Below are 23918 nucleotides of genomic sequence, written 5' to 3'. Positions count from 1 at the left end.
ACAGGAGGCGTGATGCGTGAAACTGCCGACGACCTGGTGCTGGTGATCAATTCCGGCTCGTCGTCCATCAAGTACCAACTCCTGGACCCCGAGTCGGGCGCGGTGACCGCCTCCGGCATGGTGGAGCGGATCGGTGAGGAGAACGGCGGGATCGAGCATCGCGCCGACGGCAAGACCACCGAGCATCGCGCCGCCATCGCCGATCACACGGCCGGGCTGCGGCTGGTCTTCGATACGTTCGCCGAGACCGGACACGATCTGGCCGACGCCGGCGTCCGTGCGGTCGGGCACCGTGTGGTGCACGGCGGTGAGGTGTTCTATCGGCCCACCCTGATCGATGACGACGTCGTCGCCGCGATCGCCGACCTGTCATCCCTTGCCCCCCTGCATAATCCGGCGAATGTGGCGGGCATCGAAAGCGCCCGCGAACTGCTGCCCGACGTCCCGCAGGTAGCGGTGTTCGACACCGCCTTCTTCCACGGCCTGCCCGACGCCGCCAAGACCTACGCCATCGATGCGAAAGTCGCCGCCGCCCATGGGATTCGGAAATACGGCTTCCACGGCACCTCGCACGAATACGTGTCCGGCCAGGTCGCCGAACTGCTCGGCCGCGACCCGGCGGACCTGAATCAGATCATCTTCCACCTGGGTAACGGCGCCTCGGCCTCGGCGATCCGCGGCGGTCAGCCGATCGACACCACCATGGGACTGACCCCATTGGAGGGCTTGGTGATGGGCACCAGGTCCGGCGATCTCGACCCCGGCATCATCGCGCACCTGATGCGCTCGGCGCACCTGAGCATCGACCAGGTCGACACCCTGCTGAACCGGGACTCCGGCATCAAGGGCCTCTCCGGCGTGAACGATTTCCGCGAACTCCAGCGCCTCATCGAAACCGGCGACGCCGCAGCCGAACTCGCCTACAACGTCTACATCCACCGCCTGCGCCGCTACCTCGGCGCCTACCTGATCGACCTGGGCGGCGTCGACGCCATCACCTTCACCGCAGGCGTCGGCGAAAACAGCCCCCAGGTCAGAGCCGACGCCCTGGCCAACCTGTCCCCCTTCGGCATCGAGGTCGACCCCACCACCAACACCGCCAAAGACCGCACCGCCCGCCGCATTTCGCCACCAGATGCCGAGGTAGCCGTCCTGGTCGTGCCGACCAACGAAGAACTCGCCATCGCCCGCGCCGCCCACCAGGTCGCGGAAACCGCCTGAACCCTCACACCCAGGTTTTGGCGCGGATGGAGTTGGCGAGGTCTACCAGGGCGTAGCGGTGGTTGCGGCCGGGGGCGCTGCGGGCGAGGGCGCGTAGGCCCGCTTCGGTGCCCTCGCGGAGGCAGCGTTCGGTGAAGGGGGCGCCGAAAAGGGTGGCGTCGGGGCGCTTCGGGGTGTTGCCCGCTTGCAGCCAGGCCAGGGCCGCGCCGAGGACGAGGACGCGCATCTGGACGGCGCGGCCCTCGCCGGTGGGCAGGCTCATTACCCGGGAGGCCGAGATGTGCAGGGTGGATTCGTCGAGTTCGGCCACCGGGGCGGCGGTGAGCAGCAGCAGTACCGCGGTCATTCGGGCGGTGGTGTAATGCCGCGAGGCGGCGGGCACTTCGTCGAGGGCGTGTACCGCGTCGACCACCCGGTCGGCCGCGGCCAACTGCCTGGCCAGGCCGAAGGCGGCACTCACCACCGCCCGATCGGTGCGCCACACGGTGTTGTAGAACTTCTCGGCGTAGGCCCGCCACTGCTCGGGGTCCGGCGAATCCCAGTGCTGCAGTACGAGTTCCGCGGTGGCCGCCAGCGCCAACTTGGGCCCGATTTCACCGGGGAGCACCTGGAGCACGCCGTCGAAGCTGGCGAACGACTGCTCGTATTCCAAATCGAGCAACTGGGCCAAGCCGCGGTACCAGCTGACCCGCCAATCGTTTTCGGGCAGCCGGGACAGTAGGTGCAGCACCGCGGCCGACTCGCCGAGGTCTAATCGCACGCGTGCCTCGGCCAGCGCGAGCTCCAGATCCAGTGTCTCCGGGGCGTTACCGGGGTCGGCCTCGGCTCGCTCTCTGGCGCTGCGCAGTGCCTCCAAGGACTGCGCGGGCTCGGGATGGACCGCCGCGGCCAGTAGCGGTGCCGACGGGTCCGCGGAGTCGATCAGCGGAACCGGCAGCGCGGCAACCACATCGCGCGCGTCGAGTTGCTTGCTGCGGGCGCGGCCGTCGGCGTAGGCATCGGTCTGCCTGATCAGTTCCTCGGTGCCGAAGCTGGCCCGCTGCGGGCTGAACACCGTCGACAACTGCGGGTGTTCGGTGGCGGTCTCCAGCGCGAGGATTTCCCGCAGCACCCCCGACAGCTGAGCGGACATGGCTCGGGCGGAGGGGAATCGGCGCTCGGGGTCCGGATCGGTCGCACACAGCAGCAGTCGATGGAAGAACTCGTAGCGCGCCAGCACGGGATGGTCGGCCGGATCGGGGATGCCGTCGAGATACCGCCCCTGCTCCATCGGCATCTCGAGGGTGAGCACGGCCAGCGTGCGGCCGACGGTATAGATGTCCGAGGCAACGGTCGGCCCGGTCTTCGCGATCTCCGGTGCTTGAAACCCCCTGGTGCCGTACAGGTTTCCGTACGACTCGATGGTGGCGACGGCACCGAGGTCGATCAGCTTCACCTGGTCTTCGGTGACCATGATGTTGTCCGGCTTGAGATCGTTGTAGGTCAGCCCGATCGAATGCAGGTAGTCCAGCGCGGGCAGGATTTCCAGCAGGTAGGCGATCGCCTCGGTGACCGGCATCCGGTGCGGACGCTCGTAGGAGTTGAGGATTTCGCGCAGCGATCGGCCGCCGACGTACTCCATCACGATGTAGCCGATCGGCGTACCGCTCTGGTCGGTGTGCTCGACGAAGTTGTGGATCTTGACGATGCTGGCGTGCGCCACCTCGGCGAGGAATTGCCGCTCGGCGACGGCAACGGCCTGCGCTTCGGCGTCACCCGTGTGCAGCAGGCCCTTGAGCACCACCCAGCGATCGCTGACATTGCGGTCGATCGCCAGATAGATCCAGCCGAGCCCGCCGTGCGCGATGCAGCCCTGCACCTCGTACTGGCCGGACACGATGTCGCCTTCGTGCAACGACGGGCGGAAATCGTAAGGGGCACCGCAGGTGTCGCAGGTACCGGCGGTGACGGCGGGCCGGGTGGCGGACGACCGGCCGACCGGATTGCCGCACCGCCAGCAGAAGCGTTTGCCTTCCGAGACAACGGGATCGGTCAGCACAGCGGCTCGCGGATCGGCGGTTTCGACCGTCGGTATCGGCACCAGCCCACCGCCGAGCCTGCGCATGGTCGGCCGGGACCGCGCCGTGCGGACACTGCGCCCCGAGGTCCGCATCGTCGCCGCGGAATCCGGTTCCGAGTCGGTACGCCACGGACCGAGGACGGTTTCCGCCGAGGCCGCCTCGGGCGGTGCGGCCCGCTGACCCCTGGCCAGCTCCGTATGCACCGACTCCGGACTCCCGTCGGTGGCAGCCGCAGGCATCGCGGCGGATTCGTTCGCGTCGGGAGTGGGATCGCCAGTCGTGTTCATCGGCCGTCAGTCCAGATAATTCGGTGCGGGCGGGCCGGGTGACGGGCCGAGAACAGTCAGCCACTGGCGGTGAATGCGGTCCCAGGTGCCGTCGTTGCGGATGCGTTCCAGGGTGCCGTTCACGAACCGCACCATGTCGTCGTCGCCCTTGGGGATGCCGATGCCATACGGCTCGACGCTGATGCTCTCGCCGACCACCTGGGTGTAGGGGTCCTGCGCGGCCAGCCCGGCCAGGATGGAGTCGTCGGTACTCACCGCGTCGACCTGCCGCTGCTGCAGCACGACGAGGCAGTCGGCCCAGGTCGGCACGGTGAGCACGGTCGCGGCGGGCTGGTCGTGCCGGATGTGGTCCAGCGAGGTGGTGCCACGCACCACGCACACCCGCTTGCCCGCCAGGTCGGCGATGCCGTTGATGCCGGAGTTCTTCATCGCGAGCACCCGCTGGTTGGACCGCAGGTACACGGTGGAGAAGGTCACCTTCTGCCGCCGTTCGCAGGTGATGGTCATGGTCTTCGCGACGATGTCCACGATGCGGTTCTGCAGCGCGTGTTCCCGGTCGGCCGAGCCGAGACTGCGATATTCGATCAGGTCCGGACTGCCGAGCAGGTCGCGGGCGATCTCCCTGGCGATATCGGCATCGAAGCCGACAATGGCGCCGCTGACCGGGTCACGGAAGCTGAACAGGTTGCTGCCTGCGTCCAACCCGACCAGCAGCCGGCCGCGGGCGCGGATGGCGTCGATGGTCGGACCGTGTGCCGAGGCGCCAGCGCCGGTCGGGCGCAGGCTGGCCGTTGGGTCGCCGCACGGCTGGGGGCCGGGTGCCGGAATTGGTGAATCCGTCAGCACAGGAACGGCTTTGGCGGGCAGCGGCGGTTCGGTATACTTCGCCGTCTTGGTCGGCATCGGCGGCGGCGCTTCGTGCGTACAGCCACCGACGAGTGCGGCAGCGGTGAGCATCACCGCCACGACGCCACGCCTGGATCTCATCGGTACTCCCGCAGTCGGGGCCATAGCCCGAGCCCGATGCAGGCCGCGGCGACGATGCCGAGCACCAGCGCGCCGGGCCCCATGAAGTCGAGCACCTGGGTGGCCCGGGAAATGTTGTCCCGCAAGGTATGCCGCGTCTCGTTGATCCCCTGCTCGAGCGCCTTGTCCAGCGCGTCCACCTGTGCCGCGACGTCCGCGGGCCCCGGCCCGGTCGCCACCGTCGCCGCACCGTTGAAATCGCCACTGGCCAGCGTGTCGTTCATCCGCTGATGCGCGACCCGCCAACGGGCAAGTGCCGGAACGGCATTGCGCACCTCGTCGGCGGCGGGCGCGGCACTCGGATAGCCGCCGAGCAGATCGGCGAGGCGGGCGATGTTCGCGTCGTAGGTCCGGTCGTAGTCGCCGGTCGCGTCCCGGCTGACCAGCTTCAGGGTTTCCGCCGAACGTGCCTGCTGCGCCAAGATCCGGCTCTCGGTCAACCGGGAGGCGGGCACCGCGCCGTCGTCGCGGCCGCGCGTCATCGAGGTGGCCGACACCGAACCCGCGACCACGGTCCACGCCAACAGGATCAGCACGGCCGCCGAGGCGAGCAGCAGCCCGGGATTGAGTACCCGGCGCCAGCGCCGCGCCAGGTCGAGCTGTGCCCACACCAGTGCGGTCAGCGTGAGAATCAGCAGCACGATGGCGGTCCACGGCGGTCGGACGTGGTTGCGCTGCGCCGCGGTCACTGCCTCGGACCGGCGGTTCTGCAGTTCCTCGGCCATCGGCAGCACGGTGGTCTGCATCTGGTTGGACGCTTCACTCAAGTACGCGGCGCCCACCGGATATCCGATCCGGTTGTTCGCGCGCGCGGTCTCCACCACCCCTGTGTACACGGGCAAACTTGTGGCAATTCCGGTGCGCAGTTGGGTGTCCGTGTTGTCGGCCCCGCTGGGTGCGGTTCCGGAGGCGCGTCCGGTCTGCGCCACCAGCTCCGCGGCGGCCTCGCCGACGGCCTGGCTGTAGCGATCGCGCACCGCCTGCGGCTCCAGCCCGCCCGCGATGAACGCGGTACTCGCCGCGGCGTCCGCGATGGACAGCGAGGTATAGAGGCGATGCGCGGAGTACGCGTCCGGCTCGGTGTCGTCGAGCAGCACATCCAAGGTCTGCTGCCGATCGCTCACCGTCGCACCGGTCACCCAGCCCGCGGCCACGCACAACCCGATGAGCAGCAGCCCGATCGCGATCAACCGGCCAGGCGAGGACCTGGCGAACAAGCGCACCCGGGCCGGGTCGAACTGCTCCCGCAGGGTCGCGACCCGTAGCGCTCCCGGGCTGTCCCGGCTGGCCGGCCCGGCGCTGGACGACGGCCGAAGTACTGCCGTCGCCTGCTCGATCCGAGCCATGTCCACCTCCCCAGTCTGGGCCGCATTCGCGGATTTCTCGACGTGCCGACCGGACAATTGATCGCTCGGCGTCTGCTGTCGCGGAGTTTATTGTGGTCGTAGCGGTGCCGCGGCGTGTGAAATACCCCTGCTTGGCAGCAGGGTGGGGCACCCAGACGGCTGGATGAGGATTGGGTATCAGATGCGTGGTGACGGTGACGGGTGGTCGCGCGATCCCGACGGAATGCGGCATTGGGGCCGCTTCGGCGCGGCCGGACTGCTGCTGCGCGCCCCACTCGCGGGCGGCGGATCGGCGGTGCTCATGCAGCATCGCGCGGCGTGGAGTCATCAGGGCGGCACCTGGGCGCTGCCCGGTGGCGCCCGCGACAGCCACGAGACCCCGGTGCACGCCGCGGTGCGCGAGGCGTGGGAGGAGGCGGGCATCAATCCCGCCGATGTGCGGGTACGCAGCGAGCGCGTGACCGCGTCCGCGTCCAGCGGCTGGACCTACACCACGGTGATCGCCGATGCCGTGACGGCGCTGCCGACCAATCGGAACCGGGAGAGCGCCGAGCTCGCCTGGATTCCGGAGGACGAGGTCGACGCCCGGCTGCTGCACCCCGGCTTCGCCGTCGCCTGGCCCGCATTGCGTGCCGCCCCTGCCCGGATCTGCCTCGACGGACTCGCGGCGGATCAGGCTGTCGCCGCCGCGCTCCCACGCACCGTAGACCTTGCCGACCAGGGTTTCTTCTGGCTGCATGCCGATCCCAACGGTCCGGGCGCCTACGCCGAAATCATCGATTCCGTGGCGAACCAGGAGGCGATGCCGCAAGCCGCGCGACCGGACACCGTGACAGAGGTCGGCACCGTGCTCTCGCTTACCCGCGGCCAAGTCCTCTCCTGACGCCCCTGCACCCAGGGACCTAGGCGTTCTCCAGCAGCGCCGTCTTGAGCTGCCGTGCGGCAGCTTCCGGGTCGCGTGCCTCGGTGATCGCCCGCACCACGACGATGCGGTCCGCACCCGCCGCGAGCACCTCCGGCAGGTTGTCCGCGTCGATCCCGCCGATCGCGAACCACGGCCGGGTCGGATGTGCGTCGGAGGTGGAGCGCACCAGCTCGATTCCCGCGGCTTGGCGTCCCGGCTTGGTCGGGGTCGCGTACACCGGGCCGGTGCAGAAGTAGTCGATGTGTTCGTCGATCGCCGCGAGTCCGGCTTGCGCGCGGTTGTGCGTGGACCGTCCGATCACCACGTCGGGTCCGAGAATGCGGCGCGCGTACCAGGGCGGCAGATCGCCCTGGCCGAGGTGCAGCATGTCGGCGCCCGCGGCGAGCGCGATATCGGCGCGGTCGTTCACCGCGAACAGCGCACCATGCCTGCGGGCCGCCGCCTTCAACTCGGCGAGGGCGCCGAGCTCGGCGCGCGCTTCGAGCGGGCCGAATTTCGCCTCACCGGGCGAACCCTTGTCCCTGAGCTGGATGATGTCGACCCCACCCGCGAGTGCCGCTTCGGCGAACTTGGCGAGATCGCCCTTTTCCCGTCGGGCGTCGGTGCAGAGATAGAGCCGAGCGGTGGCCAAGCGTTCCCGGGGTGATGCGGGGCGATTGGGGTGGGAGGGTTGCACGCCTTCGACCGTAGCCGCGCTACCGTGGGGATGCGAACGGCGGTGCGAACGCCGGACCCGACAGGCGGTCGCGCTGGGTCACCACGAAGGGACCCCGAACGCCATTGATCGAACACAGCGGTGTGCGCGACGGGTCGGTAGACGGGTAATACGGGACCCGCGAACGCCGCCGGACCCGGCGGCGGGCGCGACGCCCCGGCGGTAGCGAAACGTGGACCACGAAGGGCCCGTGAGCGCCGCCGATCGGACACAGAGGCAGGTGGAACAGGATGCGGACGCTGGCCGTCGTAGGTGGCGGCGTCATCGGGCTCGGCGTGGCCTGGCGGGCCGCCGAGGCGGGCTGGTCGGTCACTCTCTACGACCCGGCCGACGGCTCCGGCGCATCCTGGGTGGCCGGTGGCATGCTCGCCCCGTTCTCCGAGGGCTGGCCGGGGGAGGACCGGGTGCTCGAGTTCGGCGCCGCCTCGCTGGCCCGCTGGCCGGAGTTCGCCGCGCGGATCGACACCGCCACCGGGGTATCGGTCTTCGTGGCGGACGCGACGCTCACCGTCGCGCTGGACTCGGCCGACGTGGCCGACCTGCGCACGGTCGCCGAATGGGCCGGTGGCCGCGGTCATGAGCTCCAAGTCCTGGATCGTGCCGGTGTCCGCGCGTTGGAACCGAACCTCGCGCGCACCGTGCGGGCCGGACTGCACGCGCCCGGCGAGCCCGCCATCGACAACCGGCGTTTGGTCACCGCCCTGCGCCAGGCAGCCGAGGCGGCCGGAGTGCGAATCCGCGCCGAATCCGTCGACGCGCTGGACACCCTCCCGCACGATCAGATCGTCCTCGCCGCGGGTGCGGCCTCCGCTCGGCTGTGGCCCGAATTGCCGGTTCGTCCGATCAAGGGCGAGATCCTGCGCCTGCGCCACCGCCCTGGCGTGGCCCCCGCGCCACACCGTGTCATTCGGGCCCGGGTGCACGGCCGGGCGGTCTACCTGGTGCCGCGCGCCGACGGAATCGTGGTCGGCGCAACACAATACGAGGCGGGTTTCGACACCGCGGTGACCGTCGCCGGTGTTCGTGACCTGATCGCCGACGCCGAGGCGATATTCCCCGGCATCGGCGAATACGAGCTGGCCGAGGCGAGCGCGGGCGCGCGCCCAGGCACCCCGGACAACCTGCCCTTGCTCGGCAGGCTGAGCGACCGGGTCGTCGCGGCCACCGGCCACGGCCGCAACGGCATGCTGACCATGCCGCTCACCGTGGACGCGGTGCTCGCCCAGCTCGCCGGTACCCCGTTGCCCGAGGCGGAACTCGCCGACCCGCAACGTTTTTCGACGGCGCACCCGCCGTCGCCTTTGTCATCCGCAGGAGGAGTTCGATGACTTCGACATCCGTACCCATCGGCGTCACCGTGAACGGCACAGATCACGAGTTCGCCGAAACCCTCACCGTCCGTGAGCTGCTCAGCCGTCTCGAACTGCCGTGTCAGGGCATCGCGCTCGCGGTGGACGGCGCGGTGTTCCCCAAGTCTCGCTGGGACGAGCCGGTCGGGCGGGGCTGGCAGATCGAGGTGCTGACGGCGGTCCAAGGTGGCTGAGGCAACCGCAAAGCTGCGAATCGCGGACCGCGAGTTCGGTTCCCGCCTCATCATGGGCACCGGCGGCGCGGACAACCTCGCCGTGCTGGAGGAGGCGCTGATCGCCTCCGGCACCGAACTCACCACGGTCGCCATGCGCCGGGTGGACGCCGCGGGCGGCACGGGCGTGCTGGATCTGTTGAAGCGCTTGAACATCGCGCCCCTGCCCAACACCGCGGGCTGTCGCACCGCGGCGGAGGCGGTGCTCACCGCCCAGCTGGCCCGCGAGGCGCTGGACACCAACTGGGTCAAGCTGGAGGTCGTCGCCGACGAACGCACCCTGCTGCCCGACCCGATCGAATTGGTCACCGCCGCCGAACAACTCGTCGATGACGGTTTCGTCGTGCTGCCCTACACCACCGACGACCCGATCCTGGCCCGCCGCCTGGAGGACGCGGGCTGCGTCGCGGTGATGCCGCTCGGCTCCCCGATCGGCACCGGCCTCGGCATCGGCAACCCGCACAACATCGAGATGATCGTCGCGGAGGCGAAGGTCCCGGTCATCCTGGACGCGGGCATCGGCACCGCCAGCGACGCCGCCCTCGCCATGGAACTCGGCTGCTCGGCAGTCCTATTGGCCACGGCGGTGACCAGGGCTCGTCAACCGGAATTGATGGCCGAGGCGATGGCCGCCGCGGTGCGCGCGGGCTATCTGGCCCGCCAGGCCGGACGCATCCCCAAGCGGTTCTGGGCCCAAGCGTCGTCCCCCGCGCTCTGATCCGCACGCGTGCCTCCACCGGTCAGCCCTGCTGGAGGCACGCTTCGGCCGGTCCGGTCGTCCCGGATGTAAGTTGTCCTTCAGTCCCTCCGGCTGGTCCGAACACGCCTTCGTTCGCAGCGTCCTCGCGGGTCAGGGTGTCCGTCGGGGCTAGTAGGGGATGTGTCATACCTGAGGATGATCGAACACGACACTTAGTAGTGACGCGCGCCGCCGAGTTTTCCGGAATGCTGGTGACCATGATCGAGCTGAGAGGGCTGACCAAGCACTACGGGCAGACCGTCGCGGTTCAGGATCTTTCCTTCACCGTTCGACCCGGACAGGTGACGGGGTTCCTGGGCCCGAACGGAGCCGGTAAGTCGACGACGATGCGGATGATCCTGGGGCTGGACAAGCCCACGGCGGGTACCGCACTCATCAAGGGCAAGCCATACCGCGAACTGGACCATCCGCTACGCCAGGTCGGCGCGCTGCTCGACGCCAAGTGGGTGCATCCGAATCGCTCGGCGCGCGCTCACCTGGAGTGGATGGCCGCCTCCAACGACATCCCCAAGTCGCGGGTGGAGGAGGTGCTGCGGCTGGTCGGCCTGTCCGAGGTGGCGGGCAAGACCGCGGGCGGCTTCTCCCTCGGCATGTCCCAGCGGCTCGGCCTGGCCGGTGCCCTGCTCGGCGACCCTCAGGTGCTGCTGTTCGACGAGCCGGTCAACGGCCTCGACCCGGAGGGCATCCTGTGGATCCGCCGGTTCATGCAGCGGCTGGCCGCCGAGGGCCGCACCGTCCTGGTCTCCAGCCACCTGCTCTCCGAGATGGCGCAGACCGCCGAACACCTCGTGGTGATCGGCCGCGGCCAGCTCATCTCCGACTCGACCACCCAGGAATTCATCGAGCGCGCCTCCGAGCAGTCGGTACGGGTGCGCAGCCCGCAGCTCGACCAATTGCGCAGCGTGCTCACCTCGACCGGCATGACGGTCCGCGAAGACGGCACCGGCCAGGACGGCCCCGCGCTCGTCGTGGCGGGCGTGACCAGTGACGCGGTCGGCAAACTGGCGGGCGCGAACGACATCACGCTGTTCGAGCTGGCCCCGCAACGCGCCTCGCTGGAGGAAGCGTTCATGCGGATGACCGGCGGCGCCGTGCAGTACCACGGCGAAGGCTTCGATCAGGTGATGGGAGGTGCGCTCTGATGGGCGTGCTGGCAGCAGAACGAATCAAGCTCACCTCGACCAGGTCGCCCTGGTGGTGTTCGGCCATCGTTGTCGTGCTCGCCCTCGGGCTTGCCGCGCTGTTCGCGCTGGTCACCAAGTCCGCGGGGGACGATCCCGCGGAGGGAACACCCACACTGGACGTGAGCACCGCGACGGCGGGCGTCGTCGGCTTCGGCGTGATGGTCCTGATGATCATGGCGGCGTTGACGGTGACCAGCGAATACCGCTTCGGGGTCATCCGCACGACGTTCCAGGCGGTGCCCGATCGCACCAAGGTGCTGGTGACCAAGACTTTCTTGGTCGGCGTCTTCAGCGCCGTGCTCACCACGATCCTCGCCTTCCTCGCCATCGGGGTGGCCAAGGCCATCGGCGGGTCAGCCCCCGCGGCGAACCTGACCTTGGACGGGCAATGGCGTGCCGTCTACGGCATCCCGATCTACGCCTTCCTGATGATCGCGGTCGCCATCGGCGTCGGCGTCCTGGTCCGCCAGTCGGCGGCCGCCATCTCGCTGATCGTGTTGTGGTCCTTGCTGATCGAGCCGCTGCTCGGCGCCTTCGGCAGCTTCGGCCGCAATGTGACACCGTTCCTGCCCTTCCAGAACGCGAGCCACTTCCTCAGCGTTCAGGAATCCGGTGCCAATTGGCACTGGGGCCCGTGGGGCAGCCTGCTCTACTTCGTCGCCTTCACGGCGATCGTCTACGGCGCCGCGCTGATCATGATCAACCAGCGCGACGCGTAACTCCACAAGCCACCCGAGTCGCCTTCCCTCGCCACTCGGGTCTGGGGCGCCGACCTTGTCGGGAGGTCCGCGCGCCCCGTCACCGCCCCGCCACTGCCCGGCGGACGGTGTAACCCATCGGCCCGGTGCGATCCCCTTCGCACCGGGCCGATGGTGTTGAGTGGGCGGGGCATTATTGCCGGTCGATGGCCCATGTGAACATCGCGGAAACTGTGAAACACGTCGCTTCATCGCCGTCGAATCCGCGAGTAGAGTTCGAGCCAGCAACCAGCTCGTTATCCATCGGCGGCCCCAATGTTGTGCCCGCTTCGTCCGTCGGGAGGTAGCAGGTGGCGATGATCAGTGATCCGCCGACGACAGGTCGGCTGAGATACCCTCTGGGCGTGAGCGAAACACCTTCCGGCGGTGCCGCGCCCGGGCCGGAGCCGGAGGACGACAACGGCATCCCGCCCGAGGTGGTCATCCCGCTGGTGCCCGCGGACGGGGACGGTCCCCTCCGTCGTCCCGGGGCCGGCCTGCGCAAGGGCCAGCTTTCCGCGCTGATGAACGCGGCGAACAATCGGACCGATTTCATCGGTGTGCTCCGCAAGGCGCGCGAGCAGCTCCCAGGTGACCCGTCCTTCGGTGACCCGCTGTCGGTCACCGGCCCCGGCGGTGCGCGTGCCGTCGCACGCGCCGCGGACAAGCTGGTCGGTGGCACTCCGAGCGCGGCCAGGGAGATCGGTTTCGGCGCTTTGCAGGTCTGGCAGGCGATGCTGGAACGAGTCGGCCGCGGCAAAGGTAGCGCAGAAGTAACTGTCATGTTCACCGACCTGGTGGCGTTCTCCAGCTGGTCCCTCTCGGCAGGCGACGAGGCGACCCTGGAACTGCTGCGCCGCGTCGCGAAGGCCATCGAGCCGCCGATCGCCGAACGCGGTGGTCAGGTGGTCAAGCGGATGGGCGACGGCGTGATGGCGGTGTTCCCGTCGGCCGAACGGGCGGTCCGCGCCGCGATCAATGCCAAGCGCAACCTGGCCGAGGTGAAGGTGCGCGATTACCGCCCCCAGATGCGGATCGGCCTGCATACCGGCTCACCGCGCGAGATCGGCGGCGACTGGCTCGGCGTGGACGTCACCATCGCGGCCCGCGTCATGGAGGCGGGCGGCAACGGCAACACCATGCTGTCCGAGGCGACGCTGCAATCGCTGCGGCCGGAGATCCTCGAGGAACTGGGCTACGTGGTCAAGCCGTACCGCCGCAGCTTCTTCGCCGCGCCGCTGAGCGGCGTCCCGGAGGACCTGCGCATCTTCAAACTCGCCGAGAACTGAGTCAGCTCCCCACCCACCAGGCGATGCCGCCCGCAGCGGCGAGCACGGCCAGCACCGCGAGCGCGATCGCCAACTTGCGCGCGGTTTTCCAGGTCGAGTAGGCCCCGCCGAGCAGAAACCCAGCGAGTGCGAACAGCAGAATCACACTGACGTCGGTAGACACCGTGTTGATTGTGCAGCGTTTGCCGCGCTGAATGTTCGCGCCCCCACCCGAGCACCACAGCGCGAGGCCCACCCGTCGCCCGACCACCGCCCCTCATCGAATCGCTACGCGATGCTGACATTCAGGGGCCGCGAACACGCTGCGGCCACGCGGCCAAAAACTCTGACCCATCCGTGATTAACAAGCACGCGCGCTTGCTTTTTTCTGGCGGGGGTGTGATGCTGGTCTCCGGAACGCGGACTTCACGGGTGCGGCACGCGGCTGTGCCCTGACGGTTCGCCGTTTACAGGAGGCATTCCCGCTGATGAGTGTGCTGGCCGCCAACACGGACGTGCTCCGGATCGGCAACTGTTCCGGCTTCTATGGTGATCGCCTGAGCGCCATGCGCGAGATGCTCGAAGGCGGGCAGCTCGACGTGCTCACCGGCGACTATCTGGCCGAGCTCACCATGTTGATCCTCGGCCGCGATCGGATGAAGGATCCGGGCCTCGGCTACGCCAAGACCTTCGTCAAGCAGATCGAGGACTGCCTCGGGCTGGCGCTGGAACGCAACGTGCAGATCGTCACGAACGCGGGCGGCCTCAATCCCGCTGGCCTGGCGCAGCGATTGCGCAAGGTGGCCGCCGATCTGGGTCTCGACGCGAAGATCGCGCACGTCGAAGGCGACGACTTGGTCGCGCGCGCAGGCGAACTCGGCCTCGGCGCCCCGCTCACCGCCAACGCCTACCTCGGTGCGTGGGGCATCGTCGAATGCCTGAACGCGGGCGCGGACATCGTGGTCACCGGCCGGGTCACCGACGCATCGGTGATCGTCGGCCCGGCGGCGGCCCACTTCGGCTGGGGCCGCACCGATTACGACCAGCTGGCGGGCGCGGTGGTGGCCGGGCACGTCATCGAATGCAGCACCCAGGCCACCGGCGGCAACTACGCGTTCTTCACCGAACTCGCCGACCTCGGCAGGCCAGGCTTCCCGATCGCCGAAATCCGGAGCGACGGCAGCAGTGTCATCACCAAGCACGACGGCACCGGCGGTGCGGTCACCGTCGACACCGTCGCAGCGCAACTCATGTACGAGATCCAGGGCGCGAGGTACGCCGGTCCCGATGTGACGGCACGGCTGGACGCCATCCGGCTCAGCGCCGACGGCCGCGATCGGGTGCTGATCAGCGGGGTCGTCGGCGAGGCGCCGCCGGAGCAGCTGAAGGTTTCCCTGAATACCCTCGGTGGTTTCCGCAACGAGATGGAGTTCATCCTCACCGGCCTCGACATCGAGGCGAAAGCCGCACTGGCACAACGACAGCTGGAATCCTGGCTGCCCGCCAAGCCCGCCGAACTGGATTGGACGCTCGCGCGGCTCGACCGGCCGGACGCGGACACCGAGGAGCAGGCCAGCGCGCTGCTGCGCTGCGTGGTGCGTGATCCGGACCCGAACAAGGTCGGCCGCGCCTTCTCCAGCGTGGCGGTCGAATTGGCCCTGGCCAGCTATCCAGGGTGCAGCTTTACGACGTTGCCCGGCAACGGTTCTCCGTACGGCGTGTACACGCCCGGTTTCGTCGATGCCACCGAGGTGCCGCATGTCGCGGTGCTGCCGGACGGGTCCCGCGTCGATATCGCACCGGCAGTGGACACGCTGTCACTTGCCGATGTCGCCGAGCCCGCACTGCCGGAGCCGTTGCCTGCCAGCGAAACTCGCCGGGCACCGCTGGGCACGATCGCGCTGGCCCGTAGCGGTGACAAAGGCGGCAACGCCAATGTCGGCGTCTGGGTGCGCACCGACGAGCAGTGGCGCTGGCTGGTGCACACACTCACCGTCGAGCGCGTCAAAGAACTGCTCCCCGAAACCGCCCCGCTGACGGTCACCCGGCATGTGCTGCCCAACCTGCGGGCGGTGAACTTCATCATCGAAGGCCTACTCGGTCAGGGCGTCGCCTATCAGGCGCGATTCGACCCCCAGGCCAAGGGACTCGGCGAATGGCTGCGGTCCCGTCATCTCGATATCCCATTGGAGCTGTTATGAATTCAGTATCGCGAAGCGATTCGACCAGGGGTGGCGGTCGGGCGACGGGTGGGCACGTGGTCAGTCCTTGGAACACCCCGGAGCGCCGCGAATTGCGGGCCACCGTACGGGGTTTCGCCGAGCGGGAAGTCCTGCCCTACCTGGACGAGTGGGAGCGCGACGGGGAGATCCCGCGCGAGCTACACAAGAAAGCCGGTGCCCTCGGCCTGCTCGGCATCCAGTTTCCGGAATCGGTGGGCGGTTCCGGCGGCGACGGCATCGACGCGATGATCGTCTGCGAGGAAATGCATCAGGCCGGTGCCTCCGGTGGGCTGTTCGCGTCGCTGTTCACCTGCGGCATCGCGGTGCCGCACATGATCGCCTCGGGCAATACCGAGCAGATCGAGCGTTGGGCGCGACCGACCTTGGCCGGGGAGAAGATCGGCTCGCTCGCCGTCACCGAACCCGGCGGCGGCTCCGACGTCGGCCACCTCACCACCACCGCGCGCCGCGACGGCGACCACTACATCGTCAACGGCGCGAAGACCTACATCACCTCAGGCTGTCGCGCCGACTACGTGGTCACCGCGGTACGCACGGGCGGCCCCGGCTCCGGCGGGATTTCGCTGCTCGTGGTGGAGAAGGGCACACCGGGTTTCACGGTCAGCCGCAAGCTGGACAAGATGGGCTGGCGTGCCTCCGACACCGCGGAGCTGTCCTATGTGGATGTCCGGGTGCCGGTGGAGAACCTGATCGGGCCGGAGAACTCCGGATTCTTCCAGATCGCGGGCGCGTTCGTCAGTGAACGCGTCGGCCTTGCGGTGCAGGCGTATTCGAGCGCGCAGCGCTGCCTCGATCTCACCCTGGACTGGGTCCGCACCCGGGAAACCTTCGGCCGCCCGCTGATCAGCAGGCAGGCCGTGCAGAACACGGTCACCGAGATGGCCCGCCGGATCGACGTCGCCCGCGTCTACACCCGAGATGTGGCGCAGCGCAGCGCGAATGGTGAGACGGACCTGATCGCCGAGGTGTGCTTCGCCAAGAACACCGCCGTCGAAGCGGGCGAGTGGGTGGCCAACCAGGCCGTCCAGCTGTTCGGCGGTCTCGGCTACATGCGCGAATCCGAGGTGGAACGCCAGTACCGCGACATGCGCATCCTCGGCATCGGCGGTGGCACCACCGAAATCCTCACCGGCCTTGCCGCCAAACGATTGGGGTACCAGTCATGACGACACTGCGGAGCACGCTGGATACCGCGTCACCGGACTACGCCGCGGCGGCGGAAGCCATGGCGGCCAAGCTCGCCGAAGTCGAGGGCGAATTCGCCAAGGCGATCGCCGGTGGCGGCCCGGACAAGCTGGCTCGGCACCGGAAGCGCGGCAAAATGACCGCGCGTGAGCGGGTCGAACTGCTCATCGACGAGGACTCGCCGTTCCTGGAGCTGTGCCCGCTGGCCGGCTGGGGCAGCGAATTCCACGTCGGCGCGAGCACTATCGCGGGCATCGGCATCGTGGAGGGCGTCGAATGCATGATCGTCGCGCCCGACCCGACCGTGCGCGGCGGCACCTCGAATCCGTGGACACTGCGAAAGACGTTGCGCATCAATGACATCGTCCGCGAGAACCGGCTGCCGGTGATCTCCCTGGTGGAGTCCGGCGGCGCGGATCTGCCGACGCAGAAGGAAGTGTTCGTCCCCGGTGGGCGCATGTTCCGCGATCTCACCCAGGCATCGGCCGCCGGTATTCCGACCATCGCGCTCGTCTTCGGCAACTCGACGGCGGGCGGTGCCTACATTCCCGGCATGTCCGATCACGTGGTGATGATCAAGGAACGCTCCAAGGTGTTCCTCGGTGGCCCGCCGCTGGTCAAGATGGCCACCGGCGAGGAATCCGACGACGAATCGCTCGGCGGCGCCGACATGCACGCCCGCGTCTCCGGCCTGGCCGACTATTACGCGGTGGACGAGCAGGACGCGATTCGCCTCGGTCGCGCCATCGTCCGGCGGCTCAACTGGCGCAAGCAGGGGCCCGCGCCGCGTGCCGAGGTGATCGAGCCGCTGTACAACCCCGAGGATCTGCTCGGCATCGTCCCGTCCGATCTGAAGATCCCGTTCGATCCGCGCGAGGTGATCGCGCGCATTGTCGACGGCTCCGATTTCGACGAGTTCAAGCCGTTGTACGGCAGCAGCCTGGTCACCGGATGGGCTGAGCTGCACGGGTATCCGGTCGGCATCCTCGCCAACGCGCGGGGCGTGCTGTTCTCCGAGGAGTCGCAGAAGGCGACCCAGTTCATCCAGTTGGCGAACAAGTCCGACACGCCACTGCTGTTCCTGCACAACACCACCGGCTACATGGTCGGCAAGGAGTACGAGCAGAAGGGCATCATCAAGCACGGCGCGATGATGATCAACGCGGTCGCCAACTCCAAGGTGCCGCACATCTCGGTGCTGATGGGCGCCTCCTACGGCGCCGGGCACTACGGCATGTGCGGGCGCGCCTACGATCCGCGCTTCGTCTACGCCTGGCCCAGTGCGAAATCCGCCGTCATGGGCGGTGCGCAGCTGGCGGGCGTCATCTCGATCGTCGGCAGGGCGGCCGCCGAAGCCAAGGGCCAGCCCTTCAACGAGGAGGCCGACGCCGGGATGCGCGCCATGATCGAGGCGCAGATCGAGGCGGAGTCGCTGGCGATGTTCATGTCCGGGCGGCTGTACGACGACGGCGTCATCGATCCGCGCGATACCCGCACCGTATTGGGAATGTCCTTGTCGGCCATTCACAATGCCCCGATCAAGGGCGCCGATGGCTTCGGCGTCTTCCGAATGTGAGGCGAACCATGACAGCATCGCGCAGCGATTCGATGGGGGGCGGTGGCCGGGTGACGGGCGGGCATATCACGAATGTCCTGGTTGCCAACCGTGGTGAGATCGCCCGCCGCGTCTTCGCCACCTGCCGCCGGATGGGTCTCGGCACGGTGGCGGTCTACTCCGAGGCGGATGCCGCGGCCCCGCATGTGGCCGAGGCTGATGCGGCAGTGCTCCTGCCGGGTAATACACCGGGAGAGACCTACCTCCGCGGTGAACTGATCATCGATGCCGCGCTGGCCACCGGCGCCGATGCGATCCACCCCGGCTACGGATTCCTTTCCGAGAACGCCGATTTCGCCAGGGCGGTGCTCGCGGCCGGGCTGGTGTGGATCGGCCCACCGGTCGAGGCCATCGAGCAGATGGGCTCCAAGGTCGCCTCGAAGAAGATGATGGACGCCGCCGGTGTCCCGGTGCTCGCCGAACTCGATCCGGCCGAGGTCACCGAGGCGCAGCTACCGGTCCTGATCAAGGCATCCGCCGGTGGCGGCGGTCGCGGCATGCGTGTGGTGCGCAGCCTCGGCGAGCTGGAACCACAGATCGAAGCGGCTCGGCGCGAGGCGCAATCGGCCTTCGGCGATCCCACGGTGTTCTGTGAGCGGTACCTGGAAACCGGCCGTCACATCGAGGTCCAGGTCATGGCCGATACGCACGGCACCATCTGGGCGGTCGGCGAGCGCGAGTGCTCCATCCAGCGCCGCCACCAGAAGGTGATCGAGGAAGCGCCCTCGCCGCTGGTCGAGCGCACCGACGGGATGCGGGCGCGGCTGTTCGAGGCGGCCAGGCTCGCCGCTGGTGCGATCGGTTACACCGGCGCGGGCACGGTGGAGTTCCTCGCCGACGAACGCGGTGACTTCTTCTTCCTGGAGATGAACACCCGCCTCCAGGTGGAGCATCCGGTCACCGAATGCACCACCGGCCTGGATCTGGTTCGCCTGCAACTCGAGGTGGCTTCCGGCGATGCGCTGCCCACCGAACCGCCTGCGATGCACGGGCATTCGATCGAGGTCCGGCTGTACGCCGAAGACCCCGCGCACGACTGGCAACCGCAGAGCGGCACCGTGCACCGCATCGACATTCCCTTGGTAGCGACGGAATTCGACCTGCTGGACCGCCCGGGTGTGCGCCTGGACACCGGCGTGGTGGACGGCTCGATCGTCGGCGTGCATTACGACCCGATGCTGGCCAAGGTCATCTCCTACGCCGAAACACGGAGCGAGGCAGCGCGATTGCTGGCCACCGCGTTGCATCGAGCGAAGATTCACGGCCTGGTCACCAATCGCGACCTGCTGGTCCGGGTGCTGCGCCACCCGGCCTTCCTGGCGGGCGACACCGACACCGCCTTCTTCGACACGCACGGACTGGACACGCTCGCAGCACCTTTGGTGTCCGCGGCGGACGAGGCACTGTCCATCGTGGCCGCCGCACTGGCCGACGCCGCGGCGAATCGGACAGCTGCCCGGGTCGGCGGCGGGCTGCCGAGCGGCTGGCGGAACCTGCCGTCGCAATCGACGCACAAGCTGTTCGAGAGTCGCACCAGCGGAACGCACGATGTCGGTTACCGCTACACCCGCGGCGTCGTCTCGGTGGACGGCTACGACGGACTCGAGCTCGTCGAGGCCGCCACGGATCGGGTGGTTCTCGCCGTTCCCGGCGAACGCGGCCCGGTCCGAAGGCATTTCGCCGTCGCCCGGTACGGCGAGCTGGTGTGCGTCGACTCGCCGCTCGGTCCGGTCAGCGTGCGCAGACTGCCTCGCTTCAGTGATCCCGCCGACCAGGTGGCCACCGGCTCACTGCTGGCGCCCATGCCCGGCAGCGTGATCCGGCTCGGCGCCGAGGTCGGCAGCCGGGTCGAACAGGGCCAACCCATTCTGTGGTTGGAGGCGATGAAGATGGAGCACACCATCGCCGCGCCCGCCGCCGGTGTGCTCAGTGCCGTCAACGTCACCGTCGGCCAGCAGGTCGATGTCGGTGCCGTCCTCGCCGTCGTCGACCCCGCCGAGGGCAACGAAACCCAGGAGTCTAAATGAGTTTCATCGAAACCGAAGAGCAGCAGGCGCTGCGGGCCGCGGTGGCCGCGCTGGCCGCGAAGTACAACTACCGCGACTATGTGCTGCCCAAGGCGCGCGCCAACGAACCGCTGAGCGAATTGTGGGATGAGGCAGGCAAACTCGGCTTCCTCGGCGTGAACCTGCCCGAGGAGTACGGCGGCGGTGGTGCGGGCCTGTACGAGCTGGCGCTGGTCATGGAGGAGCTCTCCGCCCAGGGCGCGGGCCTGCTGCTCATGGTCGTCTCCCCGGCTATCTGCGGCACCATCATCACCAAGTACGGCACCGACGAGCAGAAGCAGCAGTGGCTGCCCAAGCTCGGTGACGGCACCGCCAAGATGGTCTTCGGCATCACCGAGCCGGACGCGGGCTCCAACTCGCACCAGATCACCACCACCGCGCGCCGCGACGGTGACGACTGGATCCTCAACGGCCGCAAGATCTTCATCTCCGGCGTGGACCAGGCCGAGGCCGTGCTCATCGTGTCGCGTACCGAAGACCACAAGACCGGCAAGCTCAAGCCGGCCCTGTTCATCGTGCCGACCGACGCCGAGGGCTTCCACAAGACGCCACAGGAAATGGACATCATCGAGCCGGACCACCAGTTCACGCTGTTCCTCGACGACGTCCGCCTGCCCGCCAACGCACTGGTCGGCAAGGAGGACGCCGCACTCATGCAGCTGTTCGCGGGCCTCAATCCGGAGCGGGTCATGGGCGCCGCGATGGCGATCGGCCTCGGCCGCTACGCCATCGACCGGGCGGTGGAATACGCTAAGGAACGCACCGTATGGAAGACGCCGATCGGTGCGCACCAAGGCATTTCGCATCCGCTGGCCCAGGTGAAGATCGAGCTGGAACTCGCGAAATTGATGATGCGCAAGGCCGCGACGCTCTACGACACCGGTGACGAGATGGGTGCCGCCGAGGCCGCCAACATGGCGAAATACGCTGCGGCGGAGGCCAGTATCAAGGCGCTCGACCAGGCGATTCAGACGCACGGCGGCGCGGGTCTGACCAAGGAATACGGTCTCGCCGCCATGCTCGCCGCCGCCCGGATCGGCCGGATCGCCCCGGTCAGCCGCGAAATGGTGCTGAACTTCGTCGCCCAGTACTCGCTCGGCCTGCCCAAGTCCTACTAGCAGGAGGCTCGATGACCGAGACATCCACCGCGCCCTACGTCCGCTACGACGTCGCGGACGGCTTCGCGACGCTCACCCTCGATTCACCGCACAACCGCAATGCGTTGTCGGCCAAACTCGTCGCCGAGCTCCTCCAGGGACTCGACGACGCCGCCGCCGACGACAAGGTGCGCGGCATCGTGCTCGCGCACACCGGCAACACCTTCTGCGCGGGCGCCGACCTCAGCGAGGCCAGCAATGCCGACCCGGCGGTGGCCGCCGACGAACGCACCCGCGTCATGATCGGCGTGCTGCGTCGGCTCATCGCCACGCCCAAGCCGGTGATCGCGCAGATCGACGGCAATGTGCGGGCAGGTGGCATGGGCATCGTCGCGGCCTGCGATATCGCGGTGGCGGGCCCGGCGAGCAGTTTCGCGCTCACCGAGGTGCGCATCGGGCTGGCGCCGTTCATGATTTCGCTGACCCTGCTGCCGCGGCTCACCTCGCGCGCGGCGAGCAGGTACTACTTGACCGGCGAGAAGTTCGGCGCCGACGTCGCCGAGCGGATCGGGCTGATCACCTTCAGCGCCGCCGACCCGGTGGCGGAGGTGGCGCGGCTGCGTGGGGAGCTGCGCAAGGGCTCCCCGCAGGGCCTGGCCGAGAGCAAGCGACTGGTCAACGCGGCCATGCTCGCCGAGTTCGACGTCTCGGCCGACGAGCTGGCCGCGCGGTCGGCGAGCTTCTTCGGTACCGCCGAGGTGCACGAGGGCATGCTGGCCTTCCTGCAGCGGCGTCCGGCGAGCTGGGCAGAATAGCCTCCATGGCCACTCCCCACGAACCCAAGCAGGACCGCAGCCGAGCCACCCGGCAGCGCCTGCTGGAGGCGACCATCGACTGTCTTGCCGAAACCGGCTGGGCGGCAGCGACGGTCGCGGTCGTCGCCGAGCGGGCCGGGGTGTCCAGGGGCGCGGCGCAGCATCATTTCCCGACCAGGGAAGACCTGATCACCGCCGCGCTCGAGTACATGTTCGACAGCCGAACCCAACAGGCCAAGGACGAGGCCATCGCGGTCGCGGCCTTGGCCGACGGGGTCGGCCGCACCGAGGCCGTGGTGGCCGGCCTGGTCGAGTCCTACACCAGTCCGCTGTTCAAGGCGGCGTTGCAGGTGTGGACGCACGCGGCCGCCGATGCGGCGCTGCGGGAACGCATCGTTCCGCTGGAAGCCAAGTTCGGCCGGGTCTCGCATCGGCGGGCGGTGGAGGCGCTCGGCGTCGACGACTCCGACCCGGTCACCCACCACTTGGTGCAGGCCACCCTCGACTTGGCGCGTGGGCTCGGCCTGGCCGACGTGCTCACCGACGACTCGGCGCGGCGCAAGGAGATCGTCCAGCAGTGGGCGGCGACGCTGCACGCCGCGTTGAACGCGCCGCGCTGAGGTTTGCCCGGCGCGAACAGGTTGGCCTGGCGCGATCAGGCTTCGGCTGTGTCGGCCGGTGCGACATGGGTGAACCAGGCCGCGGTCTCCTCCGCGGTCAGCACCCGTTCCAGCACCAAATCGGCGGGTACGAAGGGGAAGTACCGCCCGGCGGGCCAATTACGTTGGTACGGCGGCGGATCGAGGACCAGTAGCCGAGCGCCCTCGACGACCGGAATATCGGCCGGCGTGCCCTCGTTCCAGATCCAAGTCCCGTCGGGGGCAACAAGATTGAAGGAGCCGACGGTGAGTACCTGGCCTTCGACGTCTCGGCACATCGCCACCGCCTCTGCGGAGGGTGGCTCGCCGGGCAGGTGCTGTCCGCCGATCAACGCATCGGCGAGCAGGGTGTGCAGCTGGAAGTTGTCCCCGATCCCGGACATTCGCAGCCGATAGCCGGTGCCGGTCTCCCGATGTAGGGCGACGAGGGGTTCGTCGTCCAAGATGAGCAGCATGTAGGCGAGTTCTTTGTGCCATCTGCCGGAGACTTCGGCCAGCGCGTTGTGCCGCTCGGACAGCATCTCGCATCCCCTGCGGCCGAACAGCTTTCGAACCTCCCGATGCTGGAGCACGGCCAGTGCGGGCGAAATCCAGTTGGCCAGCGTCCACCAGGCCATGAGGGGCCGCAGGCCGAACTGATCGAGCATGGCCTCATCCACGTCCGTCGTTTCCGGATCGGGCAGATCGTCGTCGGTGGTGGCCTTCCACCGCTCGGCGAACTCCCGGGCGTGGTCGAGGGTTTTGGCGAGGTTGGCGAGTATTCGAGGAGCGCACGCCACCGCATCCGCGCTGGTCTGCGCGTACGCGCCGATCACGTTCGCGATATTCGCCCGTACTCCCGGCGGCACCTCGTCGAGCAGGTCGGCCAGTCGACGGCAGCCCTGCGCAAGCACTTCCGGGCTCGCCCCGTCGAGTGATTCGATCAACTCCGCGTGCGCCCGCTGCGTTTCCTCGGGGTCGCTCTTGCGCACCGCAACTTCGAAAGCCGCGCCGGCAGCACGGAATCGGTCATCGCCCAAACCCATGAAAGCACGGTATTGATCGCCCCTGGTCTTGTCGACCCCAATTGCTGGGGACCCCGCCGCGCCGCTGATCGGCGCGCGGGAGGCCGCGCTTGCCTTAGGGTC

At 68.6% G+C, this 23918-nt stretch carries 21 protein-coding genes; 15 read left to right on the top strand and 6 right to left on the bottom strand.

From position 1 onward, the window contains the following. Positions 1-12: 12 nt before the first annotated feature. Positions 13-1221 carry an acetate kinase gene (locus KV110_RS39115; RefSeq protein WP_218472122.1) on the top strand — a complete coding sequence of 403 codons (1209 nt, stop codon included), beginning with the start codon at positions 13-15 and terminating at the stop codon, positions 1219-1221. A gap of 4 nt (positions 1222-1225) precedes the next feature. Here the strand turns inward: KV110_RS39115 and KV110_RS39110 are convergent, their stop codons facing one another. From KV110_RS39110 to KV110_RS39100, 3 genes are read right to left on the bottom strand one after another with little or no spacing between them, the layout of a single operon-like run. Next, positions 1226-3520 carry a serine/threonine-protein kinase PknG gene (locus KV110_RS39110; RefSeq protein WP_218479441.1) on the bottom strand — a complete coding sequence of 765 codons (2295 nt, stop codon included), beginning with the start codon at positions 3518-3520 and terminating at the stop codon, positions 1226-1228. A gap of 54 nt (positions 3521-3574) precedes the next feature. Continuing rightward, positions 3575-4555, bottom strand: a complete 981-nt coding sequence (locus KV110_RS39105) for a glutamate ABC transporter substrate-binding protein (protein ID WP_218472121.1) — start codon at positions 4553-4555, stop codon at positions 3575-3577. Beyond that, positions 4552-5940: a hypothetical protein gene (locus KV110_RS39100; RefSeq protein ID WP_218472120.1), complete on the bottom strand. Its 1389-nt coding sequence runs from the start codon at positions 5938-5940 to the stop codon at positions 4552-4554. Before KV110_RS39100 ends, KV110_RS39105 begins: the two co-directional genes overlap by 4 nt. A gap of 181 nt (positions 5941-6121) precedes the next feature. Between KV110_RS39100 and KV110_RS39095 the strand changes: the two genes are divergently transcribed. Then, positions 6122-6823 (top strand): NUDIX hydrolase, encoded by a 702-nt coding sequence (locus KV110_RS39095; protein WP_218472119.1) that lies wholly within the window; start codon positions 6122-6124, stop codon positions 6821-6823. Positions 6824-6842: 19 nt separating this feature from the next. Here KV110_RS39095 and thiE read toward each other — a convergent pair whose 3' ends face one another. Beyond that, the gene (gene thiE, locus KV110_RS39090; RefSeq protein WP_218472118.1) at positions 6843-7541 is read right to left on the bottom strand and encodes a thiamine phosphate synthase; all 699 of its coding nucleotides are present in this window, start codon (positions 7539-7541) and stop codon (positions 6843-6845) included. A gap of 269 nt (positions 7542-7810) precedes the next feature. Here thiE and thiO point away from each other — a divergent pair, with 269 nt between their 5' ends. The 6 genes from thiO to KV110_RS39060 all read left to right on the top strand — a co-directional run bounded on the left by thiO (position 7811) and on the right by KV110_RS39060 (position 13132). Beyond that, positions 7811-8908 (top strand): glycine oxidase ThiO, encoded by a 1098-nt coding sequence (thiO, locus tag KV110_RS39085; protein ID WP_218472117.1) that lies wholly within the window; start codon positions 7811-7813, stop codon positions 8906-8908. Continuing rightward, on the top strand, positions 8905-9123 hold the full coding sequence (gene thiS / locus KV110_RS39080) for a sulfur carrier protein ThiS (RefSeq protein WP_043670615.1): 219 nt from the start codon (positions 8905-8907) through the stop codon (positions 9121-9123). Before thiO ends, thiS begins: the two co-directional genes overlap by 4 nt. Further along, on the top strand, positions 9116-9880 hold the full coding sequence (gene thiG / locus KV110_RS39075; protein ID WP_218472116.1) for a thiazole synthase: 765 nt from the start codon (positions 9116-9118) through the stop codon (positions 9878-9880). Before thiS ends, thiG begins: the two co-directional genes overlap by 8 nt. A gap of 239 nt (positions 9881-10119) precedes the next feature. Continuing rightward, positions 10120-11064 (top strand): ABC transporter ATP-binding protein, encoded by a 945-nt coding sequence (locus KV110_RS39070; protein ID WP_218472115.1) that lies wholly within the window; start codon positions 10120-10122, stop codon positions 11062-11064. Continuing rightward, entirely contained in the window at positions 11064-11825 is a 762-nt protein-coding gene (locus tag KV110_RS39065) for an ABC transporter permease (RefSeq protein WP_218472114.1), read from the top strand. Before KV110_RS39070 ends, KV110_RS39065 begins: the two co-directional genes overlap by 1 nt. 383 nt (positions 11826-12208) lie before the next feature. Beyond that, positions 12209-13132 carry an adenylate/guanylate cyclase domain-containing protein gene (locus KV110_RS39060; RefSeq protein WP_218472113.1) on the top strand — a complete coding sequence of 308 codons (924 nt, stop codon included), beginning with the start codon at positions 12209-12211 and terminating at the stop codon, positions 13130-13132. Position 13133: 1 nt separating this feature from the next. Here the strand turns inward: KV110_RS39060 and KV110_RS39055 are convergent, their stop codons facing one another. Next, entirely contained in the window at positions 13134-13295 is a 162-nt protein-coding gene (locus KV110_RS39055; RefSeq protein WP_218479557.1) for a hypothetical protein, read from the bottom strand. A gap of 304 nt (positions 13296-13599) precedes the next feature. On the opposite strand from KV110_RS39055, the gene KV110_RS39050 reads away from it, so the two are divergent. From KV110_RS39050 to KV110_RS39020, 7 genes are read left to right on the top strand one after another with little or no spacing between them, the layout of a single operon-like run. Continuing rightward, the gene (locus KV110_RS39050) at positions 13600-15312 is read left to right on the top strand and encodes an acyclic terpene utilization AtuA family protein (RefSeq protein ID WP_218472112.1); all 1713 of its coding nucleotides are present in this window, start codon (positions 13600-13602) and stop codon (positions 15310-15312) included. A 56-nt stretch (positions 15313-15368) separates the two neighbouring features. After that, the gene (locus KV110_RS39045; RefSeq protein ID WP_218472111.1) at positions 15369-16520 is read left to right on the top strand and encodes an acyl-CoA dehydrogenase family protein; all 1152 of its coding nucleotides are present in this window, start codon (positions 15369-15371) and stop codon (positions 16518-16520) included. Beyond that, entirely contained in the window at positions 16517-18115 is a 1599-nt protein-coding gene (locus KV110_RS39040) for an acyl-CoA carboxylase subunit beta (RefSeq protein ID WP_218472110.1), read from the top strand. The genes KV110_RS39045 and KV110_RS39040 overlap by 4 nt, the downstream gene beginning before the upstream one ends. 8 nt (positions 18116-18123) lie before the next feature. Beyond that, positions 18124-20181: an acetyl/propionyl/methylcrotonyl-CoA carboxylase subunit alpha gene (locus tag KV110_RS39035; protein ID WP_246634235.1), complete on the top strand. Its 2058-nt coding sequence runs from the start codon at positions 18124-18126 to the stop codon at positions 20179-20181. Beyond that, positions 20178-21338: an acyl-CoA dehydrogenase family protein gene (locus KV110_RS39030; protein ID WP_218472109.1), complete on the top strand. Its 1161-nt coding sequence runs from the start codon at positions 20178-20180 to the stop codon at positions 21336-21338. Before KV110_RS39035 ends, KV110_RS39030 begins: the two co-directional genes overlap by 4 nt. A gap of 11 nt (positions 21339-21349) precedes the next feature. Continuing rightward, on the top strand, positions 21350-22132 hold the full coding sequence (locus tag KV110_RS39025) for an enoyl-CoA hydratase family protein (protein WP_218472108.1): 783 nt from the start codon (positions 21350-21352) through the stop codon (positions 22130-22132). A 5-nt stretch (positions 22133-22137) separates the two neighbouring features. Next, positions 22138-22752, top strand: coding sequence for a TetR/AcrR family transcriptional regulator (locus KV110_RS39020; RefSeq protein ID WP_218472107.1), 615 nt, complete (start codon positions 22138-22140; stop codon positions 22750-22752). Positions 22753-22787: 35 nt separating this feature from the next. On the opposite strand, the gene KV110_RS39015 is transcribed toward KV110_RS39020, so the two are convergent. Then, the gene (locus tag KV110_RS39015; RefSeq protein WP_218472106.1) at positions 22788-23816 is read right to left on the bottom strand and encodes a hypothetical protein; all 1029 of its coding nucleotides are present in this window, start codon (positions 23814-23816) and stop codon (positions 22788-22790) included. Positions 23817-23918 lie beyond the last annotated feature (102 nt).

This window comes from Nocardia iowensis, from assembly GCF_019222765.1.
Lineage (GTDB): Bacteria > Actinomycetota > Actinomycetes > Mycobacteriales > Mycobacteriaceae > Nocardia > Nocardia iowensis.
This window is presented reverse-complemented; position numbering and strand designations above follow the sequence as displayed.